General features: G+C 49.5%; 17 protein-coding genes. 4 read left to right on the top strand and 13 right to left on the bottom strand.

Annotated features, from left to right (window positions below; translation table 11 throughout):
* The first annotated feature begins 15 nt into the window (after window positions 1-15).
* Window positions 16-642 carry an NADPH-dependent F420 reductase gene (locus tag ACFSUS_RS13525; RefSeq protein ID WP_381523378.1) on the top strand — a complete coding sequence of 209 codons (627 nt, stop codon included), beginning with the start codon at window positions 16-18 and terminating at the stop codon, window positions 640-642.
* Between the two features lie 81 nt (window positions 643-723).
* Here ACFSUS_RS13525 and ACFSUS_RS13520 read toward each other — a convergent pair whose 3' ends face one another.
* Complete coding sequence (locus tag ACFSUS_RS13520; RefSeq protein ID WP_381523376.1) at window positions 724-2,739, bottom strand: tetratricopeptide repeat protein; 2,016 nt, start codon at window positions 2,737-2,739, stop codon at window positions 724-726.
* Between the two features lie 106 nt (window positions 2,740-2,845).
* Here ACFSUS_RS13520 and ACFSUS_RS13515 point away from each other — a divergent pair, with 106 nt between their 5' ends.
* Window positions 2,846-3,730 (top strand): DNA/RNA non-specific endonuclease, encoded by an 885-nt coding sequence (locus tag ACFSUS_RS13515; protein ID WP_381523375.1) that lies wholly within the window; start codon window positions 2,846-2,848, stop codon window positions 3,728-3,730.
* A 36-nt stretch (window positions 3,731-3,766) separates the two neighbouring features.
* Here ACFSUS_RS13515 and ACFSUS_RS13510 read toward each other — a convergent pair whose 3' ends face one another.
* The 11 genes from ACFSUS_RS13510 to ACFSUS_RS13460 all read right to left on the bottom strand — a co-directional run bounded on the left by ACFSUS_RS13510 (window position 3,767) and on the right by ACFSUS_RS13460 (window position 13,127).
* Complete coding sequence (locus ACFSUS_RS13510; RefSeq protein ID WP_381523374.1) at window positions 3,767-4,831, bottom strand: fatty acid desaturase family protein; 1,065 nt, start codon at window positions 4,829-4,831, stop codon at window positions 3,767-3,769.
* Window positions 4,832-4,988: 157 nt separating this feature from the next.
* On the bottom strand, window positions 4,989-5,885 hold the full coding sequence (gnd, locus tag ACFSUS_RS13505) for a phosphogluconate dehydrogenase (NAD(+)-dependent, decarboxylating) (RefSeq protein WP_381523372.1): 897 nt from the start codon (window positions 5,883-5,885) through the stop codon (window positions 4,989-4,991).
* Between the two features lie 235 nt (window positions 5,886-6,120).
* The gene (locus ACFSUS_RS13500) at window positions 6,121-6,465 is read right to left on the bottom strand and encodes a VanZ family protein (protein ID WP_381523370.1); all 345 of its coding nucleotides are present in this window, start codon (window positions 6,463-6,465) and stop codon (window positions 6,121-6,123) included.
* A 12-nt stretch (window positions 6,466-6,477) separates the two neighbouring features.
* On the bottom strand, window positions 6,478-7,203 hold the full coding sequence (gene gldF / locus ACFSUS_RS13495; RefSeq protein ID WP_381523368.1) for a gliding motility-associated ABC transporter permease subunit GldF: 726 nt from the start codon (window positions 7,201-7,203) through the stop codon (window positions 6,478-6,480).
* A gap of 91 nt (window positions 7,204-7,294) precedes the next feature.
* Window positions 7,295-7,813, bottom strand: a complete 519-nt coding sequence (locus ACFSUS_RS13490; RefSeq protein WP_381523366.1) for a DUF4199 domain-containing protein — start codon at window positions 7,811-7,813, stop codon at window positions 7,295-7,297.
* Window positions 7,814-7,830: 17 nt separating this feature from the next.
* Window positions 7,831-8,385, bottom strand: a complete 555-nt coding sequence (locus ACFSUS_RS13485) for a DUF4199 domain-containing protein (RefSeq protein ID WP_381523364.1) — start codon at window positions 8,383-8,385, stop codon at window positions 7,831-7,833.
* Entirely contained in the window at window positions 8,382-9,731 is a 1,350-nt protein-coding gene (locus ACFSUS_RS13480) for a dihydroorotase (protein WP_381523362.1), read from the bottom strand. The genes ACFSUS_RS13485 and ACFSUS_RS13480 overlap by 4 nt, the downstream gene beginning before the upstream one ends.
* Window positions 9,732-9,839: 108 nt before the next feature.
* A complete protein-coding gene (gene gcvH / locus ACFSUS_RS13475) occupies window positions 9,840-10,223 on the bottom strand; it encodes a glycine cleavage system protein GcvH (RefSeq protein ID WP_381523361.1) in 384 nt (127 codons plus the stop codon).
* 118 nt (window positions 10,224-10,341) lie between these two features.
* The gene (locus tag ACFSUS_RS13470; protein WP_381523360.1) at window positions 10,342-11,403 is read right to left on the bottom strand and encodes an aldo/keto reductase; all 1,062 of its coding nucleotides are present in this window, start codon (window positions 11,401-11,403) and stop codon (window positions 10,342-10,344) included.
* 222 nt (window positions 11,404-11,625) lie between these two features.
* On the bottom strand, window positions 11,626-12,372 hold the full coding sequence (locus ACFSUS_RS13465) for an SDR family NAD(P)-dependent oxidoreductase (protein WP_381523357.1): 747 nt from the start codon (window positions 12,370-12,372) through the stop codon (window positions 11,626-11,628).
* 170 nt (window positions 12,373-12,542) lie between these two features.
* Complete coding sequence (locus ACFSUS_RS13460; protein ID WP_381523355.1) at window positions 12,543-13,127, bottom strand: Crp/Fnr family transcriptional regulator; 585 nt, start codon at window positions 13,125-13,127, stop codon at window positions 12,543-12,545.
* 299 nt (window positions 13,128-13,426) lie between these two features.
* Here ACFSUS_RS13460 and ACFSUS_RS13455 point away from each other — a divergent pair, with 299 nt between their 5' ends.
* Complete coding sequence (locus ACFSUS_RS13455) at window positions 13,427-14,023, top strand: NADPH-dependent F420 reductase (protein ID WP_381523353.1); 597 nt, start codon at window positions 13,427-13,429, stop codon at window positions 14,021-14,023.
* A gap of 236 nt (window positions 14,024-14,259) precedes the next feature.
* The gene (locus tag ACFSUS_RS13450) at window positions 14,260-15,039 is read left to right on the top strand and encodes an alpha/beta hydrolase (protein WP_381523351.1); all 780 of its coding nucleotides are present in this window, start codon (window positions 14,260-14,262) and stop codon (window positions 15,037-15,039) included.
* A 55-nt stretch (window positions 15,040-15,094) separates the two neighbouring features.
* On the opposite strand, the gene ACFSUS_RS13445 is transcribed toward ACFSUS_RS13450, so the two are convergent.
* Entirely contained in the window at window positions 15,095-17,371 is a 2,277-nt protein-coding gene (locus ACFSUS_RS13445; protein ID WP_381523349.1) for a tetratricopeptide repeat protein, read from the bottom strand.
* Window positions 17,372-17,399: the final 28 nt, after the last annotated feature.

The raw sequence follows: 17,399 nt of genomic DNA, 5'->3' as shown, positions 1-17,399 counted from the left end.
AATCACTAACGTATTATGAAAATCGGAATTATCGGGGCAGGCAACATCGGCCATACTGTTGCCAAGCTATTTGTTGAAGCAGGTCATGAGGTTGCTCTTAGTAACTCGCGCGGACCTGAATCCCTAAAAGATATTGTTGCTGAACTCGGCCCCACAGCGCATGCCGATACGGTCGACAATGCAGCCGCTTTCGGCGAAGTTATCCTGTTAGCCGTTCCCTGGAACTCTCCGGAAGCCCTGCCGCACTCCGATTTGGTTGCCAACAAGATTGTGATTGATGCCATGAATCCATACGGCCCTAACGGACAGGTATTGGATTTGGGAGACTCAACATCCAGCGAAGAAACCGCGAAACGCTTACCTGACGCACGATTGGTTAAAGCATTTAACACCATTTGGTTCAAACACCTCGCCGAACAGGGTGATATCAGCAAGCCTGAAGCTCAACGCCGGGCCATCTTTGTAGCGAGCGACGACGCAGGAGCAAAGGCCATTGTATCAGACCTTATTCGGGAAATAGGTTTTGCACCGGTTTATACAGGTTCACTGCACGAAGGCGGACGCAAACAACAGCCCGACACGCCTATGTACGGCAAAGATTTGACGGCAGAAGAAGCTCAGCAGGCATTGAGCAGCCTTTAAGCATACATCTATCTATACCAACACAAAGTCCGGCTCTATTAAAGAGACCGGACTTTGTGTTAACCTAACGTATTACCTGTGTTAATACTTTTTCAGTATTGAATCAGGCAGCATTCTTACGTCCAGCCCCGTTGCCTTGAGCAGGTTTGCATGGTTGTTTTTGCCGTCCTGATACGCTGGGTTTACAATCATGGACTGATTGTAATAGTATGAAGCTAGCTCAAGCTTCTGCCGATTGTTTTGTGCCAGGCCTTCGCCCTGGTAGATAACACCCAGGTTGTTGTAAGCGGGTGCATAAGCCGAGGCAGCCCGGATCGTTTGCTTGTAATAGTATTTCGCCGAGTCTACGTTAGGCGTAATCTTTTGAAATACGTACGCCATGGAGAAATACGCTTCGCCAAAGTTTGGATAGATACGTGTTGATTCCTGCAAGTGGTCGAGCGCCCACCGGCCGTGCTTGTTAGCGTGGGCGATATTGGTGTCAATCAATGCCTGGGCTTTCTTTATCTGGTCTGGCGTAGGTTTCGGCTTCAGGGCATTCGTTGCATTAGCGATAGAATCAGCCTTAGCACGGTCCTTAAGTCCTTTTTCGATCCACTCGTTCGCCACGTGCCGTTGTACCTGGCAACTGTTCGGTGCGTAAGGTAAAGCGGAGTTAAACAACACAAAGTTATTTTCCCAATCGCGATTACGCTCAATGGTCTTGAACGAATACAGACCAGCCACAACGGCCATTAGTCCAAGCAAAGGAGCGTAGCGGGCCAGCAATGGTTTAGTTGCGTCGCTAGCGTCGCGAACCAGTAATTTCTGGAGGCTCCAGATTAGCACAAAGCCAAAGCCCATAACAGCGGCATACGTAAAGCGCTCGGCCAAAATACCGCCCCGGAACCAGATAAAGCCTAAGCCAGGTGCCATGGTTACGAAGAACCAGAAAAGACCAAACCCCCAGAGGGTCCGCTTAAGGAAACCTTTCCAGGTAAGCCAAATCATGCCAACCATGGTAAAGAAGCCTGCCCACGTTAATACATCTCCCTTACTCCCCGACGGTATAACGTTATATGAGTAATCATAAACCAGCGGATGAGGCAAAATGAGCAGTCGCAGATAGTATTCAAAAAATTTGAACATGGTCGACTTCTGCGTCTTCTCAATAGCATACGGATAGTTAGCCCAGTCGACCGGTGGTGTACCGCTCAAGGTGCCGATCATCTTCTGCTTTTGGTAAAAGAATAAAGCCGCAACAATTAAGAACGGCCACAGGCTAATGAGCGACTGCCACACGTTCCGGCGGGCAAACCAGTACTGCATGGCCGGAATCAGGGCCAAACTAACAATAGAAGATTCTTTCGATAAAAATGCCAGGTAAAGTGACAAGCAAGCGCCAACAATCCACCCCCATTGTTTTGTTTCCAAATAACGCCAGTAGGACAACAGCATTAGGGAGATAAATAGGAAGCTAAGTATCTCATCGCGGCCTTTAATATTGGCAACAATTTCGGTATGGATTGGGTGGGCCATAAAGACCAGTCCAATCAAAAAGGCTGTAATGATTTGCTTAGGTAACCACTTCTGAAGTAAGATTCCAACCACTACGCCCGTCAGACCGTAGAGGCCGGCATTAATCATGTGGCTAATATTCGGGTTGTCTTTAAAGTACTCTTGCTCGAGTGCAAACGTAATGAGCGACAAAGGCCGATAATAACCGAGTGAAATATTACTAAAGTGCCAGAATTCGGTACGGAGCAGATCAGGGATACCGGCAATGCCTTTTTTAACAAAAAGGTTTTGTCCAATAGCGGCAATATCGTCGAGAGCGTATTGATGCCCAAACGTGTTCACGTATAAAAGAGCGCCTAAAAGCGCCAGTACGACGGGAGGCCACCAGGCGACCGGCCGCGTCTCAATCGGCAGGTCGGGTGTTGACGGTGTTTCAGCTTGTTTTGCGGTGATTGGGCGGGTAGCCGGGCGTATAGTTGCCTCAGCCGTCCGAACCGAATTAGGTCGGGTAGCTCCGCCGGAAGGAGTTAAAGCAGGCTTGGGGGCTACTGGGCGCGGTCTTTCCTGGCCCGGGCCAGCTGGTTGCTTCTTTTTGGCCATAACAGCAGATAACTCTGTTTATTTTAGGTCAATTTTGTTACTACTTAGTACACTTATAGGCTAAGTAGTCATTTGTTACGTTTATTCGTTGTAAAGTTCCGTAAGAATGTCAGCAAAATCAATTCAAGTACTTCGCCAACTCAAAAGTATTTTATTTTTAATTAGTTTCGGAGTGTTACTGACTGATTGTGTATCAGTAAAATCGCCGAAACCAGCCGGTACTGGTTCTACTGAACCAACACGTGATGACAACCTCGCTCTTGGTAATCCCAGTGGGGCCTCTGTCAGCGACCCTGACAACTACCTCCTTACCAAATCAGCCTATGTATTGTCTTACAGCCGTAGTCGAGGTATCGCAAACTGGGCCAGCTGGCACCTCAGCTCGGCCTGGAAGGGTGAGAGCCGTCGAACCGATGCGTTTCGCCCCGATCCTACGCTCCCTTCCGGCTGGTATGCGGCTAAACCAACTGACTATACAAACACGGGCTTCGACAGAGGTCATCTGTGCCCCTCCGATGATCGTGATCGCTCACCAGAAGATAATGCTAGTACCTTTTTGCTAACCAACATCGTGCCACAAGCACCGCGGCATAACCGCGAAGTCTGGAAAAATTTGGAAGACTATGAACGGCAGCAAGCAACAACCGGTAATGAGGTGTACGTTATTGCCGGAACGTACGGCTCCGGTGGCACTGGTCAAAATGGCTTTTCTTCCGCTATTGCTGGCAGTAAAATAACGGTTCCAGCCACGCTCTGGAAGATCATCGTGGTGTTACCAACGGGCTCGAACGATGCTTCTCGCGTATCAACAAACACGCGTGTCATTGCGGTGAACATCCTCAATAACCAGTCGGCAGCTGATAAACCCTGGCGAGCCTACCTAACTAGTGTCGACGAGCTGGAACGGTTAACGGGTTACGACTTTCTCTCAAACGTACCGGTCGAAGTGCAGCGCATCATTGAAGCACGAGTCGATGGCAACAATAGTTAGTTGATACCATCGACTCGTAGTTAACCGTTAGTTGATCTATAATGAAACTAACTCGGGTTCTCTAACCAGAATTCGCTGTGTCCGCTGGCGAAGTAAGGCGATAGCATCGTCATCATCCACGAACGTACCGTTGATGTTAACCATGTGCTGGGCTAGCTTATCGTACCGGCCCCGCATCAGTAAAAAGAATATTTGCAGAAAATCCAGCCCGTCAAAAACAATGGCCTGGTTCTGGGCGTATTTATCAATCGTTTTCTGAAAAAATACTGGATGCTCCGTCCAGTGCATAGCAGGCCGCACGTGGTGGCTGATATGATAGCCATCGTTCCAGCATTTCTTATTGTACTTGACGTTAATGCAGGTGATGCTATTCTTATACGCATTCCCAGGATCGTCACCGTCCACGAAGGCGTGTTGCGTCCAGTTGCCTAACATGGCCACTAAGCGATAAATGAACAGCGGTAGAATGAAGACGAGCACTGTTGCTGGCCAACTGACAAAGCAGAGCGCCACGCAGACAATACCGAATGTGATTTCGCCAATCAGAGCCCGTTTTGCCAGTTTTGAGCGGTTCTTCCAGCGCAGATAAACTAATAAATCGTGTACACCCCGCACGAAGAATTGACCGAAGTAGGCCAGGAAACTACGAAAGCTATCGCGTTGAAACGCCATTGTGCTGCTTTCGTCATCTTCAAGATTATTTTCGGGATGGTGCATCCCGATGTGGTGACTGTAATACGTTTCTGGTGTATGGCCAAAAAACGGAGCCATTATCCAGGGTAAATAGTTGTTCATCCAGCCGTACTCAGGCTTAAAGAACGGACGGTGGCTGGTGCAATGCAGCATCAGTCCAAATGGCCCTTTGAACATGAAATTACTGATGTAAAAATGAACAGCCGCCACCGCCCACCACGCCCAACCCGTGAGGAAAGGCATAAATAACAGCACACTTAATGGAATCAGCGTTAAGCTAATGCGGATAGTTAGATAAACGAAGGGCAAATCGCGTTCATCTTTAATATATCGAAGAAACAGTTGGTCAACCTGGTTGTACGACTTCTCAATAAAAACAGGATCTTGAATCGGACCTAATACTTTCATATAGGCATACCGCGGTTATAGGGTTATAAAATATAAGAGTTCAGGCAGTTTCGATTGCATTATGGATGACAATCGAAACTGCCTGAACCCCTTTATCTCTATAAATTAACGACAAAAATTTAATTAGATTGAGCGCGGTTCTTTATTCGGCCCTAATTTATTTTTTCTCAACAGCGTGTCCACCAAACTCATTGCGCAACGCAGCAACGACTTTACCGGTAAACGTATCGTCTTGCAGCGATCGGTAACGCATGATCAATGAGAGCGCAATGACGGGTGTTGGCACCCCTAGATCAAGGGCTGTTTCGAGCGTCCATTTGCCTTCGCCTGAGGAGAACATACGTCCTCTAATTTCGTCCAGCTTAGCGTCCTTTTTGAAGGCGTTCTCGGTCAACTCCATCAACCAGCCACGAATGACCGATCCATGGCCCCACATCCGGGCAACCGCTTCAAAGTCGAACGGAAACTGGCTTTTCTGCAACACTTCAAAGCCTTCGGCAATAGATTGCATCATACCATACTCGATGCCGTTATGTACCATTTTGGTGAAGTGGCCACTACCAGCCGGGCCCGTATACAGATAACCGTCTTCGACTGATATATCCCGGAACACTCCGTGCAATGGCTCAATAACGTCGGCGTCGCCCCCTACCATGGTGCATGCTCCGTTCAATGCTCCGCTGATGCCGCCACTCGTGCCGCAGTCCAGGAATCCAATACCTTTTTCTTTTAAGTAAGCGTGTCGTCGGAGCGAATCCTGGTAATGTGAATTACCGCCGTCAATAACAACATCGCCAGCCTGCATGACGGCCAGCAGCTGCTCAATAACGTTGTCAACGAGCGGCCCCGCCGGAATCATCAGCCATAAAACACGCTTTTCGGGCAGCGCATTATACAGGTCTTGCAAGGAAGTAACGCCCTGCGCTCCTTCTGTTTTGACGGCTTCAACTAAGGTTTCGTTGATATCATAGCCTACAACAGTATGACCGTGACGAACTAAGTTACTGACAAGATTGAAGCCCATCTTGCCTAAGCCAATAAATCCGATATGCATAACAATCAGTGGTTTGAGCGGTTAAGTTGGCAATTTTTTGCTAAAACATGGCTGGCCGTTTAGACAGATTTTAGCGGACTCTCTCCTTTTCCTTTCCGAAAGCTTACCGTTATTACGGTTTAACTACCCTCACTTGTACTGCCTGGCAATCCAATAAGCTGCTAATAGCTAAGCGTTTACAAGGCTCATACTTTATTTTAAGGCATTGAAACAACACACCTTTGCCAGGCTGGCTCTATATCTTAAAGACCTTTCCTAATCCCAATCCGACTCCTACACCAAGTAAGGTTCCAATGAAATCGGCAATAGCGTCCTTTACGTCAGCGCTACGGTGTATGGGAAGAACTCCTTGTATTACTTCAATTAAGATGCCGTATAACAACCCAGCTATGATCACCCACATTGGCCGCCGGCCAGCAATGATCCACAAAGCGGCAAAAGGAACAAAAATGCCGATGTGCATGAACTTGTCATTTAACGTCATCACCGGTGGTACGTCAGGCCCGGGAATAGTGCAACCAATGAGCATGATAATCGTCCAGGTAATTGCTGCGCCATAGCGCAAAGTAGAGTAATTCATAAAAGAAGTTAACTACGATCTAGCGCTTAGTCGATTGGCTGTCAACACTAAAAAAAGCGCGATCAGGCTAAGCAAGTACACAACATTGCGGGAATCAATTAATCCTCTCCCCAGTGCGCGGTATTGCTCATCTAAAGCAAAGTAAGATAAATAGTACGTAAGTCCACCCAATGCACTCAATCCGGCTATTGCACTTAACCCGACATATAACAAAAAACAAAAAAACACACCCAACACGAAGGCTACCACTTGGTTGTCGTTCAATGACGATGCCCATAAGCCAATGGCCACAAAAACGCCCCCTAGCAGCAGCAACCCAATGTATGACCCGAACACACCCGCGGAGTCAATGTTGCCAACGGGTGAGCCCAGCTGATACAGGGTTACGTAATACAGTATCGTTGGTAAAAGAGTTAAAACAACCAGAAGCCAGCTTGCGAGGAATTTGCCACCTACAACCCCCCACCGGCTTACGGGTTTAGTTAGTAACCATTCGAGCGTGCCAGATCGGACCTCGTCGGCAATGGACCGCATGGTAACAGCTGGCACCAGAAAGAGCATCACATACGGCGTCAGGTTGAAGAACGTGCCCATGTCGGCGTAACCGTTTTCGAGTAAGCTGGTATCCGGAAATACCCAAAGTAGCAGCCCTACAGCCGTTAAAAACACGCCCATGATGATGTAGGCGATGGGCGACGAGAAGAATTGATTAATTTCTTTGCGAAAAATAGCCAGCACTGTATTGGTGATTAGTGAAATAGGTAGAGCGAGTAGAGCAAGTTATTCACCTGTAGTAACCGCCCTTGCTTTACTCGCTCCACCAGATACATCAATCAAACGGATTTGGGTTGTTCCGTCGCATAAAAGCGGCTATAACTAATGATAGAAGTAGCCCAATAAACGCCGAACCAATGACGCCAAACACAAACAACAGTCCAGGGCTCTGGAACATCTGCATCATCTCCATCTGTTGGTCAATCTGTTCATCGGGTACCCCGCGATCTTCTAACTGCTCACGGATCTTATCGGAAGCTCGTTCCATGATTCCTGTATCGATAACAGTCGTATAGAATACGGAGAATAAGCTGGAGAGCAATCCTGATATGGTAGCGGTTAACGCCCCCAGGCCAAGCCCTTCGCCGTAGGTCATATAGCCGCTGTTGAGTGTTCGATATTCGCGCATGGCTAAAACGATGCCAACGGCCATAAAGAGATAGGTGACCGCACCTAGAGCTGCGTTACTGGTGTTGTCGGTAAGGTAAAGTATGAGCGAAAATAGAATTAGGGCAATACCCAGTACACCTCCCCATTTAAGGGCAACCCGAGCTGTAGATGTTCTTTCGTTCATAATGATATCAGTTTAGTTTAAGGATTGATAACACTGTAATCTTGTTTACGGAAAATAAGCGAAATGATAAGCACCGGTAATACCGCAAGCGCTGTTTTCTTGGTGAGTTCATCGGGCAACAAGACACCAGGTTGCATCGTACTGACTTTGGTCCATTGATCATTGAACGTCTCGGGGCCAAACTGATCAGTAATCTGCTTTTTACCTTCCAGCAACAGCTTCTTTGAATTGGCAACGTATTCGGTAAATACCCCAGGATCAATCTGCGTAACAAACAAATAAATGAGCCAGCCCGTAACCAAAGCAGCCACTGTGTTCAACACATAACCAATGGTTAGGCCTTCCCATAAATGCAATCGTCCCTGACCAATTGTCTTCCGGTAATACCATACCGTAGCAATCATAACGATGATGTGGATGCCGTAGTCAAGCACTCGAATGTTTCCCAGCGCGGGTACACCCACGGCGTATAATCCCAGAAAGTAAAGAAAACACAATACGCCCGTAGCCATCCCGGCCAGGAGGGGGAATTTCAGCAACGGATGGTTAAAATAGGCGATAATATCTTTCATAAGTTATGAGTGTACACTTTCTGATGAACAGTTCCAATGACACGACCGGTAAGTGTCTGACCCAAAAAAGGTGAGTTTTTTGACTTCGAATGGGTTCTTTCGTAGGTCCAGGTACTGGTTGGGTCAAACAACGTCAAGTTGGCAACCTGCCCTTCGGCAATAGAAACGGCAGGAAGCCGCAATATCTGCCGGGGCCGAGTCGCTAGCTTATCCACTATTTGAGAAAGCGATACTTTCTGGTTGTAGGTCATGACAGAGGCAAAGACCGTTTCTAAGCCGATGATACCGAATTCTGCCTGATCAAATTCGAGATTCTTGCTTTCCGCATCCTGAGGAGAATGATCAGACACAATTGCATCGATGGTTCCGTCGGCAATACCTTCCCACAAAGCCGTCACGTCTTCCGGTGACCGGAACGGCGGATTTACTTTCAGGTTGGTATCAAATCCAGCCAGGGCCGAGTCGTCAAAAACAAGCTGATGGGCCGCCACATCGCAACTAACCAGCATACCCTGCTTTTTCGCCTGACGAATCAGCTCGACTGATTTAGCCGAAGAGATTGTGGAGAAATGTAGGGCAGGGAGCAAAGAGTCGGGAGAAAAGGGCGAAGGTGGTAGAGACGGAACTGTTCCTTCCTGCTCCCGGCCCTTTGCCCTCGGCTCTTGGCCCAAAACATAATCAAGCAGCCGAAGATCGCGCTCAATCATGAGTTCTTCCGCCAGGGCTGGCATGCCTTTTAACCCCAGCAATGTACTTTGAACACCCTCGTGCATCTGGCCATAACGGGTCAGCAATGTTTCTTCGGGGCGATTCATCAGCAACCCATTGATAGGCCGTAGATACTGCAAGGTTTTGAGCAACAGATCAGGATTCTGCAACGGGTGTGTTCCATCGGAGAAGGCAACGGCGCCGGCATGATGAAGATCCAGCATTTCCGTAAAATCTTCGCCGGCCGCTTTTTTAGTGACGGCTGCAATCACATGAACGTTTACGGGTTGCCCTTCGGCCATGCGCCGGACGTAGCCGAGGGTCCCTTTGGCGTCAACAACGGGCTGGGTGTTAGGTAGTACAGCTATATCAGTGAAACCTCCTGCTGCTGCTGCCCGGCAAAGACTGGTGAAATCTTCTTTATGCTCATAACCAGGGTCCTGCGCCAGCACACGCAGGTCGACCCAACCCGGCGATACGTGTAAATTATCGGCTTCAATGATCCGAACTCCTTCGTCGGCGGTCAGGCGCTCGCCAATTTGACGGATCAGTCCGTTGTCTAATAAGATATCACACGTTTGCCCGTCGAACGACGAAGCGGCATCAATAACACGAGCGGAACGGATCAGAAGTTGCATGGAAGATGATATCGCCCGATGTTATATCTAGGCTTTTTGTCATGCTGACAGTATTGATTCAAAAAAAAGGCCCCTGTCGGAGCCTTGGTAACCTCTTATCAGTATGCATCAGGCGCCAACCAATTCCTGGTAAGCCTCAGCCGTGAGCAGGTCTTCGTTCTGGTCAGCAGCAGCTGGTTTCAGGCGGATAATCCAACCTTCGCCGTAGGGATCGCTGTTGAGCAGCTCGGGCGACTTTTCGATGGCGGAGTTTAATTCAAGGATTTCACCTTCAATCGGCAGGAACAGGTCAGAAACAGTTTTAACGGCTTCTACCGACCCAAATACGTCACCTTTCGACAGCGACTGACCAATGGTGTTGATATCCACATAAACGATATCACCTAATTCATGCTGGGCAAAATCGGTGATGCCAACTACGGCTGTACCATCGTCTTCTATCCGAATCCACTCGTGATCCTGCGTATACTTCAGCTCTGCGGGAAAATTCATTATGGGGTGATTGATTTATACGCACAAAATACGGCAGTAGTGACCGGATTTGCAAGCAGTAGTGCGGCCAGGGAGCCGCGACAAAGTAGTTGAAATCTGTCGCGGCTCCCCAGCCACGTTACTTGGCGGTAACCGCCGATTGATTCGGCGAAAAGTTAGACGTTCCCAGTCGGTCGTTACTCTGGCGCTCAATCATCCATTGCGGATAGGGTTTGGGTATAGCGCTGACTGCATCGAGATCGGCGAGTTGCTCGGTGGTTAGGCTAACCTCGGTAGCTTTAATGTTATCCATTAGCTGATCGGTGTTTTTAGCTCCAATAATTACACTTGTCACGCCAGATTTGGCCAGCACCCAGGCTAGTGCGATCCGGGCTACCGACACTCCATGGGCTTCGGCAATGGACTGCATAGCGTCGATGATGTCGTATGCTTTTTCCTGGTTCACCGGCGGAAAATCGAAAGCCAATCGACGCGAATCGTCGGCAGGTTTGTTGTCTCGGGTGTATTTGCCTGACAAAAATCCGCCCGCCAACGGGCTCCAGGGTAAAATGCCCATTTGCTGATCCTGCACCATGGGCACAATTTCGTTTTCGAGATCACGACCAGCAATGGAGTAGTAGTTCTGGGTCGACACGAATTTTGTCCAGCCATTTTTTTCGGCGATACCGTTTGCTTTCATGACCTGCCAGGCGGCCAGGTTTGAGCAGCCAATGTAGCGCACTTTACCGCTGCGTACTACGTCTTCCAACCCGCGCATGGTTTCTTCCAGGGGTGTCAATGGGTCAAAACCATGAATCTGATAGAGGTCAACGTGATCGACCTGTAAGCGCTTCAGGCTTCCTTCCAGTTGCTGCATGATCTGCCAACGCCCCAGACCAACCTGGTTTTTGCCCTCGCCCATTCGCCCCCGCACTTTAGTGGCAATAATAAGCTCATTACGGGGTAAACCCAGCGTTTTCAGGGACTGACCGAGCAACGTTTCCGACTGTCCGAATGAGTAAACGTTAGCCGTGTCGATGAAGTTAATGCCATTGTCGAGGGCGGTTTTCACAATGTCATTCACCGCATCCTGTTGCAGCTGGCCCATTGCTTTCCAATAGCCTTCTCCGCCGAACGTCATAGTGCCCAAGCACAGCTCTGATACTAATACGCCGGTGTTTCCGAGTGGATTGTAGTTCATGGTTGTTTTAGTTGAAGTATGCATTAAGTCAACTGCTTCTGTTCGCAGATTGTTGACCTGGTAGAATTATTGGTAAGCAAAAAACAACTCGTCTAGTCCTTCTCCAAACGGCTCATCAACTACTTGCAGCCATTTTGCATACATAATAATGCATCTTCTCCTCACCCTAACCTTACGACGTTGGAGTGGGGAGAAAGACGCAAAAGCAAACAAGACTTAGTATCAGGCGTTTTGCCCACCATCTACAGTTAGGGTCGAGCCCGTGACAAAAGATGCTTCGGGGCTAGCCAGAAACGCTACCGCGGCCGCGATCTCTTCGCCCCTACCGTAACGTCCCAGGGCTAAACCAGCTTTTACGCTGGTCGCAAACTCGGTATTATCAGGATTCATATCCGTAGCTATTGGCCCCGGTTGAACGGTATTGACGGTGATGCCTTTTTTACCCAAGTCCCAAGCCCATCCACGAGAATAAGCCGCTACGGCTGCTTTGGATGCGGCATAGTCAGCAAAACCAGCAAACGCTACCCGGTCAGCGAAAGTTGACCCTATTGAGATAACCCGGCCGCCCTCCCTTAAATATTTAGCAGCGGCTCGCACTGTAGCAGCTACACCGTTTAAATTGACGTTGATCAGTTGACTAACGCCGGTTAGGTCAGCCTCATGATGATCGACGGGTTTGTAAGTCGTAATGCCCGCGCTATTGACCACTATATCCAGACGACCGAAGTTTTGAACCACAGCCTCAACGGCACCTTCGGCCGCCTTAGAGTCACCACTATCCGCTCTGATCGCTATCGCTTTGCCCCCAGCCTGTTCAATTTCGGCGACTAAAGCATTCGCCTTGGCTTCCGCGTTTAAGTACGTAAAGGCTACACTGGCTCCATCAGCGGCCAGGCGTTTGACGATAGCGGCTCCAATGCCGCGGCTTCCTCCGGTAACGAAAGCTACCTTGTTTTCTAACTTTGACATGATCTTACTTCTTGTTGATTAGGTATTCCAACAGCCGTTTTCGGCCGGGTGTCATTAATTAGTGACGACACAAAGGTGGAGCCTAACCAGCACCCTTTCCCTTGACTTTTGCGGGAAAAACACCTTGATAAAAGTCAAGGCTTATACAGTAATCAACTCATTATCAACAATCACGTTGACCTGGCGGCCGCCTGGTGACGAATACGACTCAGGGTTTCGGGCGAAACGCCGAGATAGGAAGCGATCATGTGCAGAGGAACTCGGTTGAAAATAGCGGGGTATGTTTTAATAAAATCGACGTACTTTTCTTCAGCGCTGTAGCTGATATTCGTCTGGATACGGTGCTGACTGGCGATGTATGTGCGGTCGATGAGGGTATTGATCAGTTGCCCAAAAGCAGGTATCGTTTGGCAGAGCTGGTCGAAATCCTCTTTGTTAAACAACAGTACTACCGAATCTTCCAGGGCGTCGATATTCGTACGGGCGGGGTTACCCGTCAGGAGGCTTTCGCGGTCACCGGCCCACCAATTCTCGATGCAAAACTTCATGATGTGTTCGACACCTTTATCATCTAAATAATAAATGCGCAGACAACCCTGACAGACGAACGCGTACCGCTGCCATATATCCCCTTCCTGAAGCAGAAACTGCCGTTTACGCAGCCGTTTTAGTGAACTTGCCGACTGAACCAGATCAAATTGATGGTCAGTAAGAGTGATTTTATCGTTGAGATACGCTTTAAAAACGTCGAACATAACTCTGGCCGTAGTTTACCCTGAACTTACTAAAATTGTTCCACTCTCCGTGCTGGCCGCTCCCAAAGTGCAGTATCCCATCTTTAAGAACCAGCCTCATGGCTAATTCAGCTTTATTGGAGTTACCCAAACCTTCTGGATTTATTGAAACGGCTCAACTCACGTTCGTGCTGTATTTTATCAGGAAGGCTCTGATTAGCCGCTCTTCTGTCCTTTTCACCGCCTTGGCATGGCTCTTGTAACCGGGTGCGAATCACTAGTTGCCTGATCACTTTGTATCATCTTTTATTCGCAAGCACATGAAAATCGGAATTATTGGAGCGGGTGGCATTGGCCAAGCGTTTGCCAGTCAGGTAGCCAAAGCGGGCTACGAGGTAATCATCAGTAACAGCCGGGAGCCCTCCTCTTTAACCGAGGTGGTTAACCGGCTGGGCGGTAATGTCACCGCTGGTACTGTAAAACAGGCCGCGCAAGCCGACGTAATTTTTCTGGCCATACCCTGGAACAGTCTGAATACGGTTATGACCAGCGTTCCGTCCTGGGAGGGTAAGATTATTATCGACCCAACCAACCCAATTCTGCCTGGTTTTCGGCTCGCCAACCTGAACGGCAAAACGTCCAGCGAAGTAGTAGCCGACCAGGCACCCGGCGCTCGAGTGGTCAAAGCATTCAATACATTAACTCCGCACGTGTTGGGCGCTGAGCCAAATCAGGCGGGCGGTAAGCGCGTCATCTTTTACTCCGGTAATGATACGCCGGCAAACGAGATCGTGGGGGCCATAATTGAACGAATTGGCTTTGCGGGCGTACATCTGGGGCGGTTGGCCGAAGGTGGCAAATTGCAACAGTTTCCCGGCGGACCGCTGCCGACGCTGAATCTCATCAGAATAGGTTGACTCACTTGCCTGGTTTTCCAATGTCGCTTACGCCCGAAAATTCTGGAGTTTTTGACCGCGAACTCCAATAAATCTGGAGTTGGCGTTATCGCTCTTCCAGCTCAAAGCCGTTGTCTACGCCCTCAGTACAATCCTTTCGGCCTTTTTCACTTCGTTTTAGTCGCTCGCCTGGACTGGCACAGAAATAGCCCTCTGTTTTCTGCCTTCCTTGTGCATTCCATATAAACCAATACACTATGATTCAGTCAAAAACTATTGTGTTCATCACCGGTGCCTTCGTCACTCACGCTGGCTGGGCCAAATGGCAAACGTATTTCGAGAGCAAGGGTTATACAACTATGGCTCCGCCCTGGCCATTTAAGGACGCTCCCGCGGCCGAGCTACGAGCCCGCCAGCCAAACGATACTGACTTAGCCGCGCTGACGTTGGATGAACTGATCAGCCATTACGTCGGTATCGTAAAGAATTGCCCCGAGAAGCCTATCGTGATCGGACATTCACTCGGTGGCCTCATTACTCAAATCATTGTCAACCGCGACCTGGCTGCTGCGGGTGTGGCGATCCACCCGGTGCCTCCCCAAGGGGTCTTTCCCTACGAGTTTTCGTTCCTGAGAGCGGGTTGGAAAGCGCTGGGACTGTTTACGGATCTGGAAGAAACCTACTTGATGTCGTTTGAAGACTGGCAATATGCTTTTGTTAACGGGATGCCGTTAGAAGAACAGAAAGCAGCTTACGAAGCGAACACCATTCCAGAATCAAAAAACGTAACTCGGGGTGGGTTAACGAGCGCTGCTCATGTAGACTTTGAAAAACCGCACGTACCGTTGCTGATTACGTCCGGCAGTCAGGACCACATCATGCCGGCGCATCTGAACGAGCGTAATTTCAAGGCGTATAAAACCAATGGCTCGGTGCTGGAATACAAGGAATTTGAAGGCCGCAACCACTTCGTGCTGGGGCTGCCAACCTGGCAAGAAGATGCCGAATACATTTTGAACTGGCTTCATACGCATTGAGGAGCTTTACCTGGCCAGTCGTGACCGTACGTACGGCCATCTATCTTTGGCGTGGTCATGACTGGCTCCTACCATCGCTGCTATGGGTGAAGACGAGGGCGAGCGTCACCCCGGCCTGACCAGTAATCTGCAGGCGTCCGCCGATTTGCTTACTCAAGCCACGGATGAGGCTCAAGCCTAGCGTTCGGCTTCGTAGCGGGTCAAAATCAGCAGGAAACCTGATTCCGTTATCACTAACTATCAATTGATACTGTCTGTCTTCGTGGGCTTCCAGCCGCACAGTAATCATACCTTTTTGGGTAGGCAGAAAGGCATATTTCAACGCATTGGTGACCGCTTCGTTGATGATCAAACCGATTGGAACGGCCAGCGTAACGTCCAGCTCAATGGCCGAAATTCCGATCTGTTTGTCAATCGTGTCGTCGCGGTCAAACGACTCGATAAGGTACTCTACGATCGCCTTACTGTAGTCGGCCATGGGGATAGACGCTAACCGATCTGCCTGATATAATTTTTGGTGCAGTAACGCCATAGCCTGTACCCGGTTCTGGCTCTCCCGGATGGCCGCCAGAGCCGTTTCGTCTTTCAGGTAAAGACCCTGTGAGCGAAGCAGGCTGGCAATGATCTGGAGATTATTCTTTACCCGGTGGTGAATTTCCTTGAGCATCCATTCCTTCTCAGCCAATAAGTGATCTTTTTCGGCCAGTACCTGCTGGAGCGAATGATTTTTCTGATTAATGATCACCTGCTTGGCCTCCAGCTGGCGATTGCTCCGCTGTTTAAGCCGATAGCGGTTGTAGCTTACCCCCAGCAACAGCAGTAACAAACCAGCCCCAACAATAGACACATTCCGGGTCGTGAGCGCCTGCCTGACGCTAAGTTGCTGAAGCCTGGACTGTTGTTGCAGCAGGTTGATTTCCTGCTCTTTCTTTTCGGTATCAAACTGAATTTGCAGGCTGGCCAGTTGTTTATTCCGGGTTTCGTTGAACAGCAGATTATTCAGGCCGACGTACTGCTGGTAATGGGTTAGCGCCGTTCGGTACTGCCCACGAATGGAGTCGATCCGGTACAGTTGAAAAACGGCGTCTCGCTGTTCTTCCAGATGATCAAGCCCTTTTGCAATAGTCAATGCCTGACGTAGATAGGTCATGGCTTCGGAAAAGCGCTGCATCTGCACGTACAACGTTCCCAGCTGCCGGTACACAACAACTTGCCCCTGCGGAACAACCTGGCCCGGAGATTCCTGGTAACCACGTATTATTTTCAGAAGATACTGTTCAGCTTTCGGGTAATCATGCAACGCCGTGTAACAGTTGGCGAATTCGACAAGGATCGCTTGCTCAAAACGTTGAACCTGGGTCTGGTTGAGTTGCCAGGCTGCTTTTGTTTGTCCCAACGCTTCCTGGTTGCGGCCTACCAATCGCAACAGTCGGCTCATGCGTAACCGGATTTGCACAATCGATTGTAGCATATGTTGCTGCTGATCAATCGGTAGTTGAGCCCTCGAATACTGAAGCGCCTGTTCGTAGTTTCCTAATTTTTCGTGAATGTTAGCTAAGCTCGCATAGGCAGTCGCCAGGTTGTGCGAATCGGCCGATTGCTTAGCCGTTTGGTAAAGCCGTTGTGCATACCGCAAAGCGTTTGGATAATCTCCCAGGTTACCATAAGCCAGCGATAAAGAGCGCAGCGTTTTGCTAACGGTCTTATCCTGAATCGAGTCCTGTATTCTCAGAACGTCCATATAGATACGTAGCGCTTGCTGGGGTTTGCCCCGAAGGCTATTTGTCAACGCAATCTCACTCAAAACGGTGGCTGCTCGGGTCGGTTGCCCCCTTTGCCGGTACACAGTCAATGCCGCCCGAAAGTAAGCGAGACGCGTGGTGTCGGGCGTTGGGTAACTATCACCGTACAGGAACATGGCGTCAGCCCATCGCAACCAATCAGCCGTCATGCGGTAAAGTTGCATCGCTTCCGTCAGGGATACGCGGGCTTCCTCGATTTGCTGGGCCTGCCGGGCTCTGGCATCGACCAATGCCTGACTTTTGAGAACGAGACTGTTGGCCAGCCAATGACGCAACCGCAACCTGCGGCTCAACGCTTCGGCCCGCCTGGCGTACAACAGCGTCGTATCGACGTAACGGGGCGCGTGATCAGTCGGGTGATTGAGATAGTCACTGGCCAACTGAAGCCATAGCCTAATCCGCACGGTATCGGCCTGTCGGAGCGTCAACTGGTGGCGTACGCTAACAATTTTTGCGTCGAACGACTGCCCACGGGTCTTCGCAGCCAGAAAGGCCAGCAGCATGAAAAGCACCGCTCGTATCGTCTTCATAACAGCACGTCAGACAGATTGCTCAACT

Origin of the sequence: Spirosoma soli, assembly GCF_042684525.1 — a bacterium.
In the GTDB taxonomy this organism is placed as follows: domain Bacteria; phylum Bacteroidota; class Bacteroidia; order Cytophagales; family Spirosomataceae; genus Spirosoma; species Spirosoma soli.
This window is presented reverse-complemented; position numbering and strand designations above follow the sequence as displayed.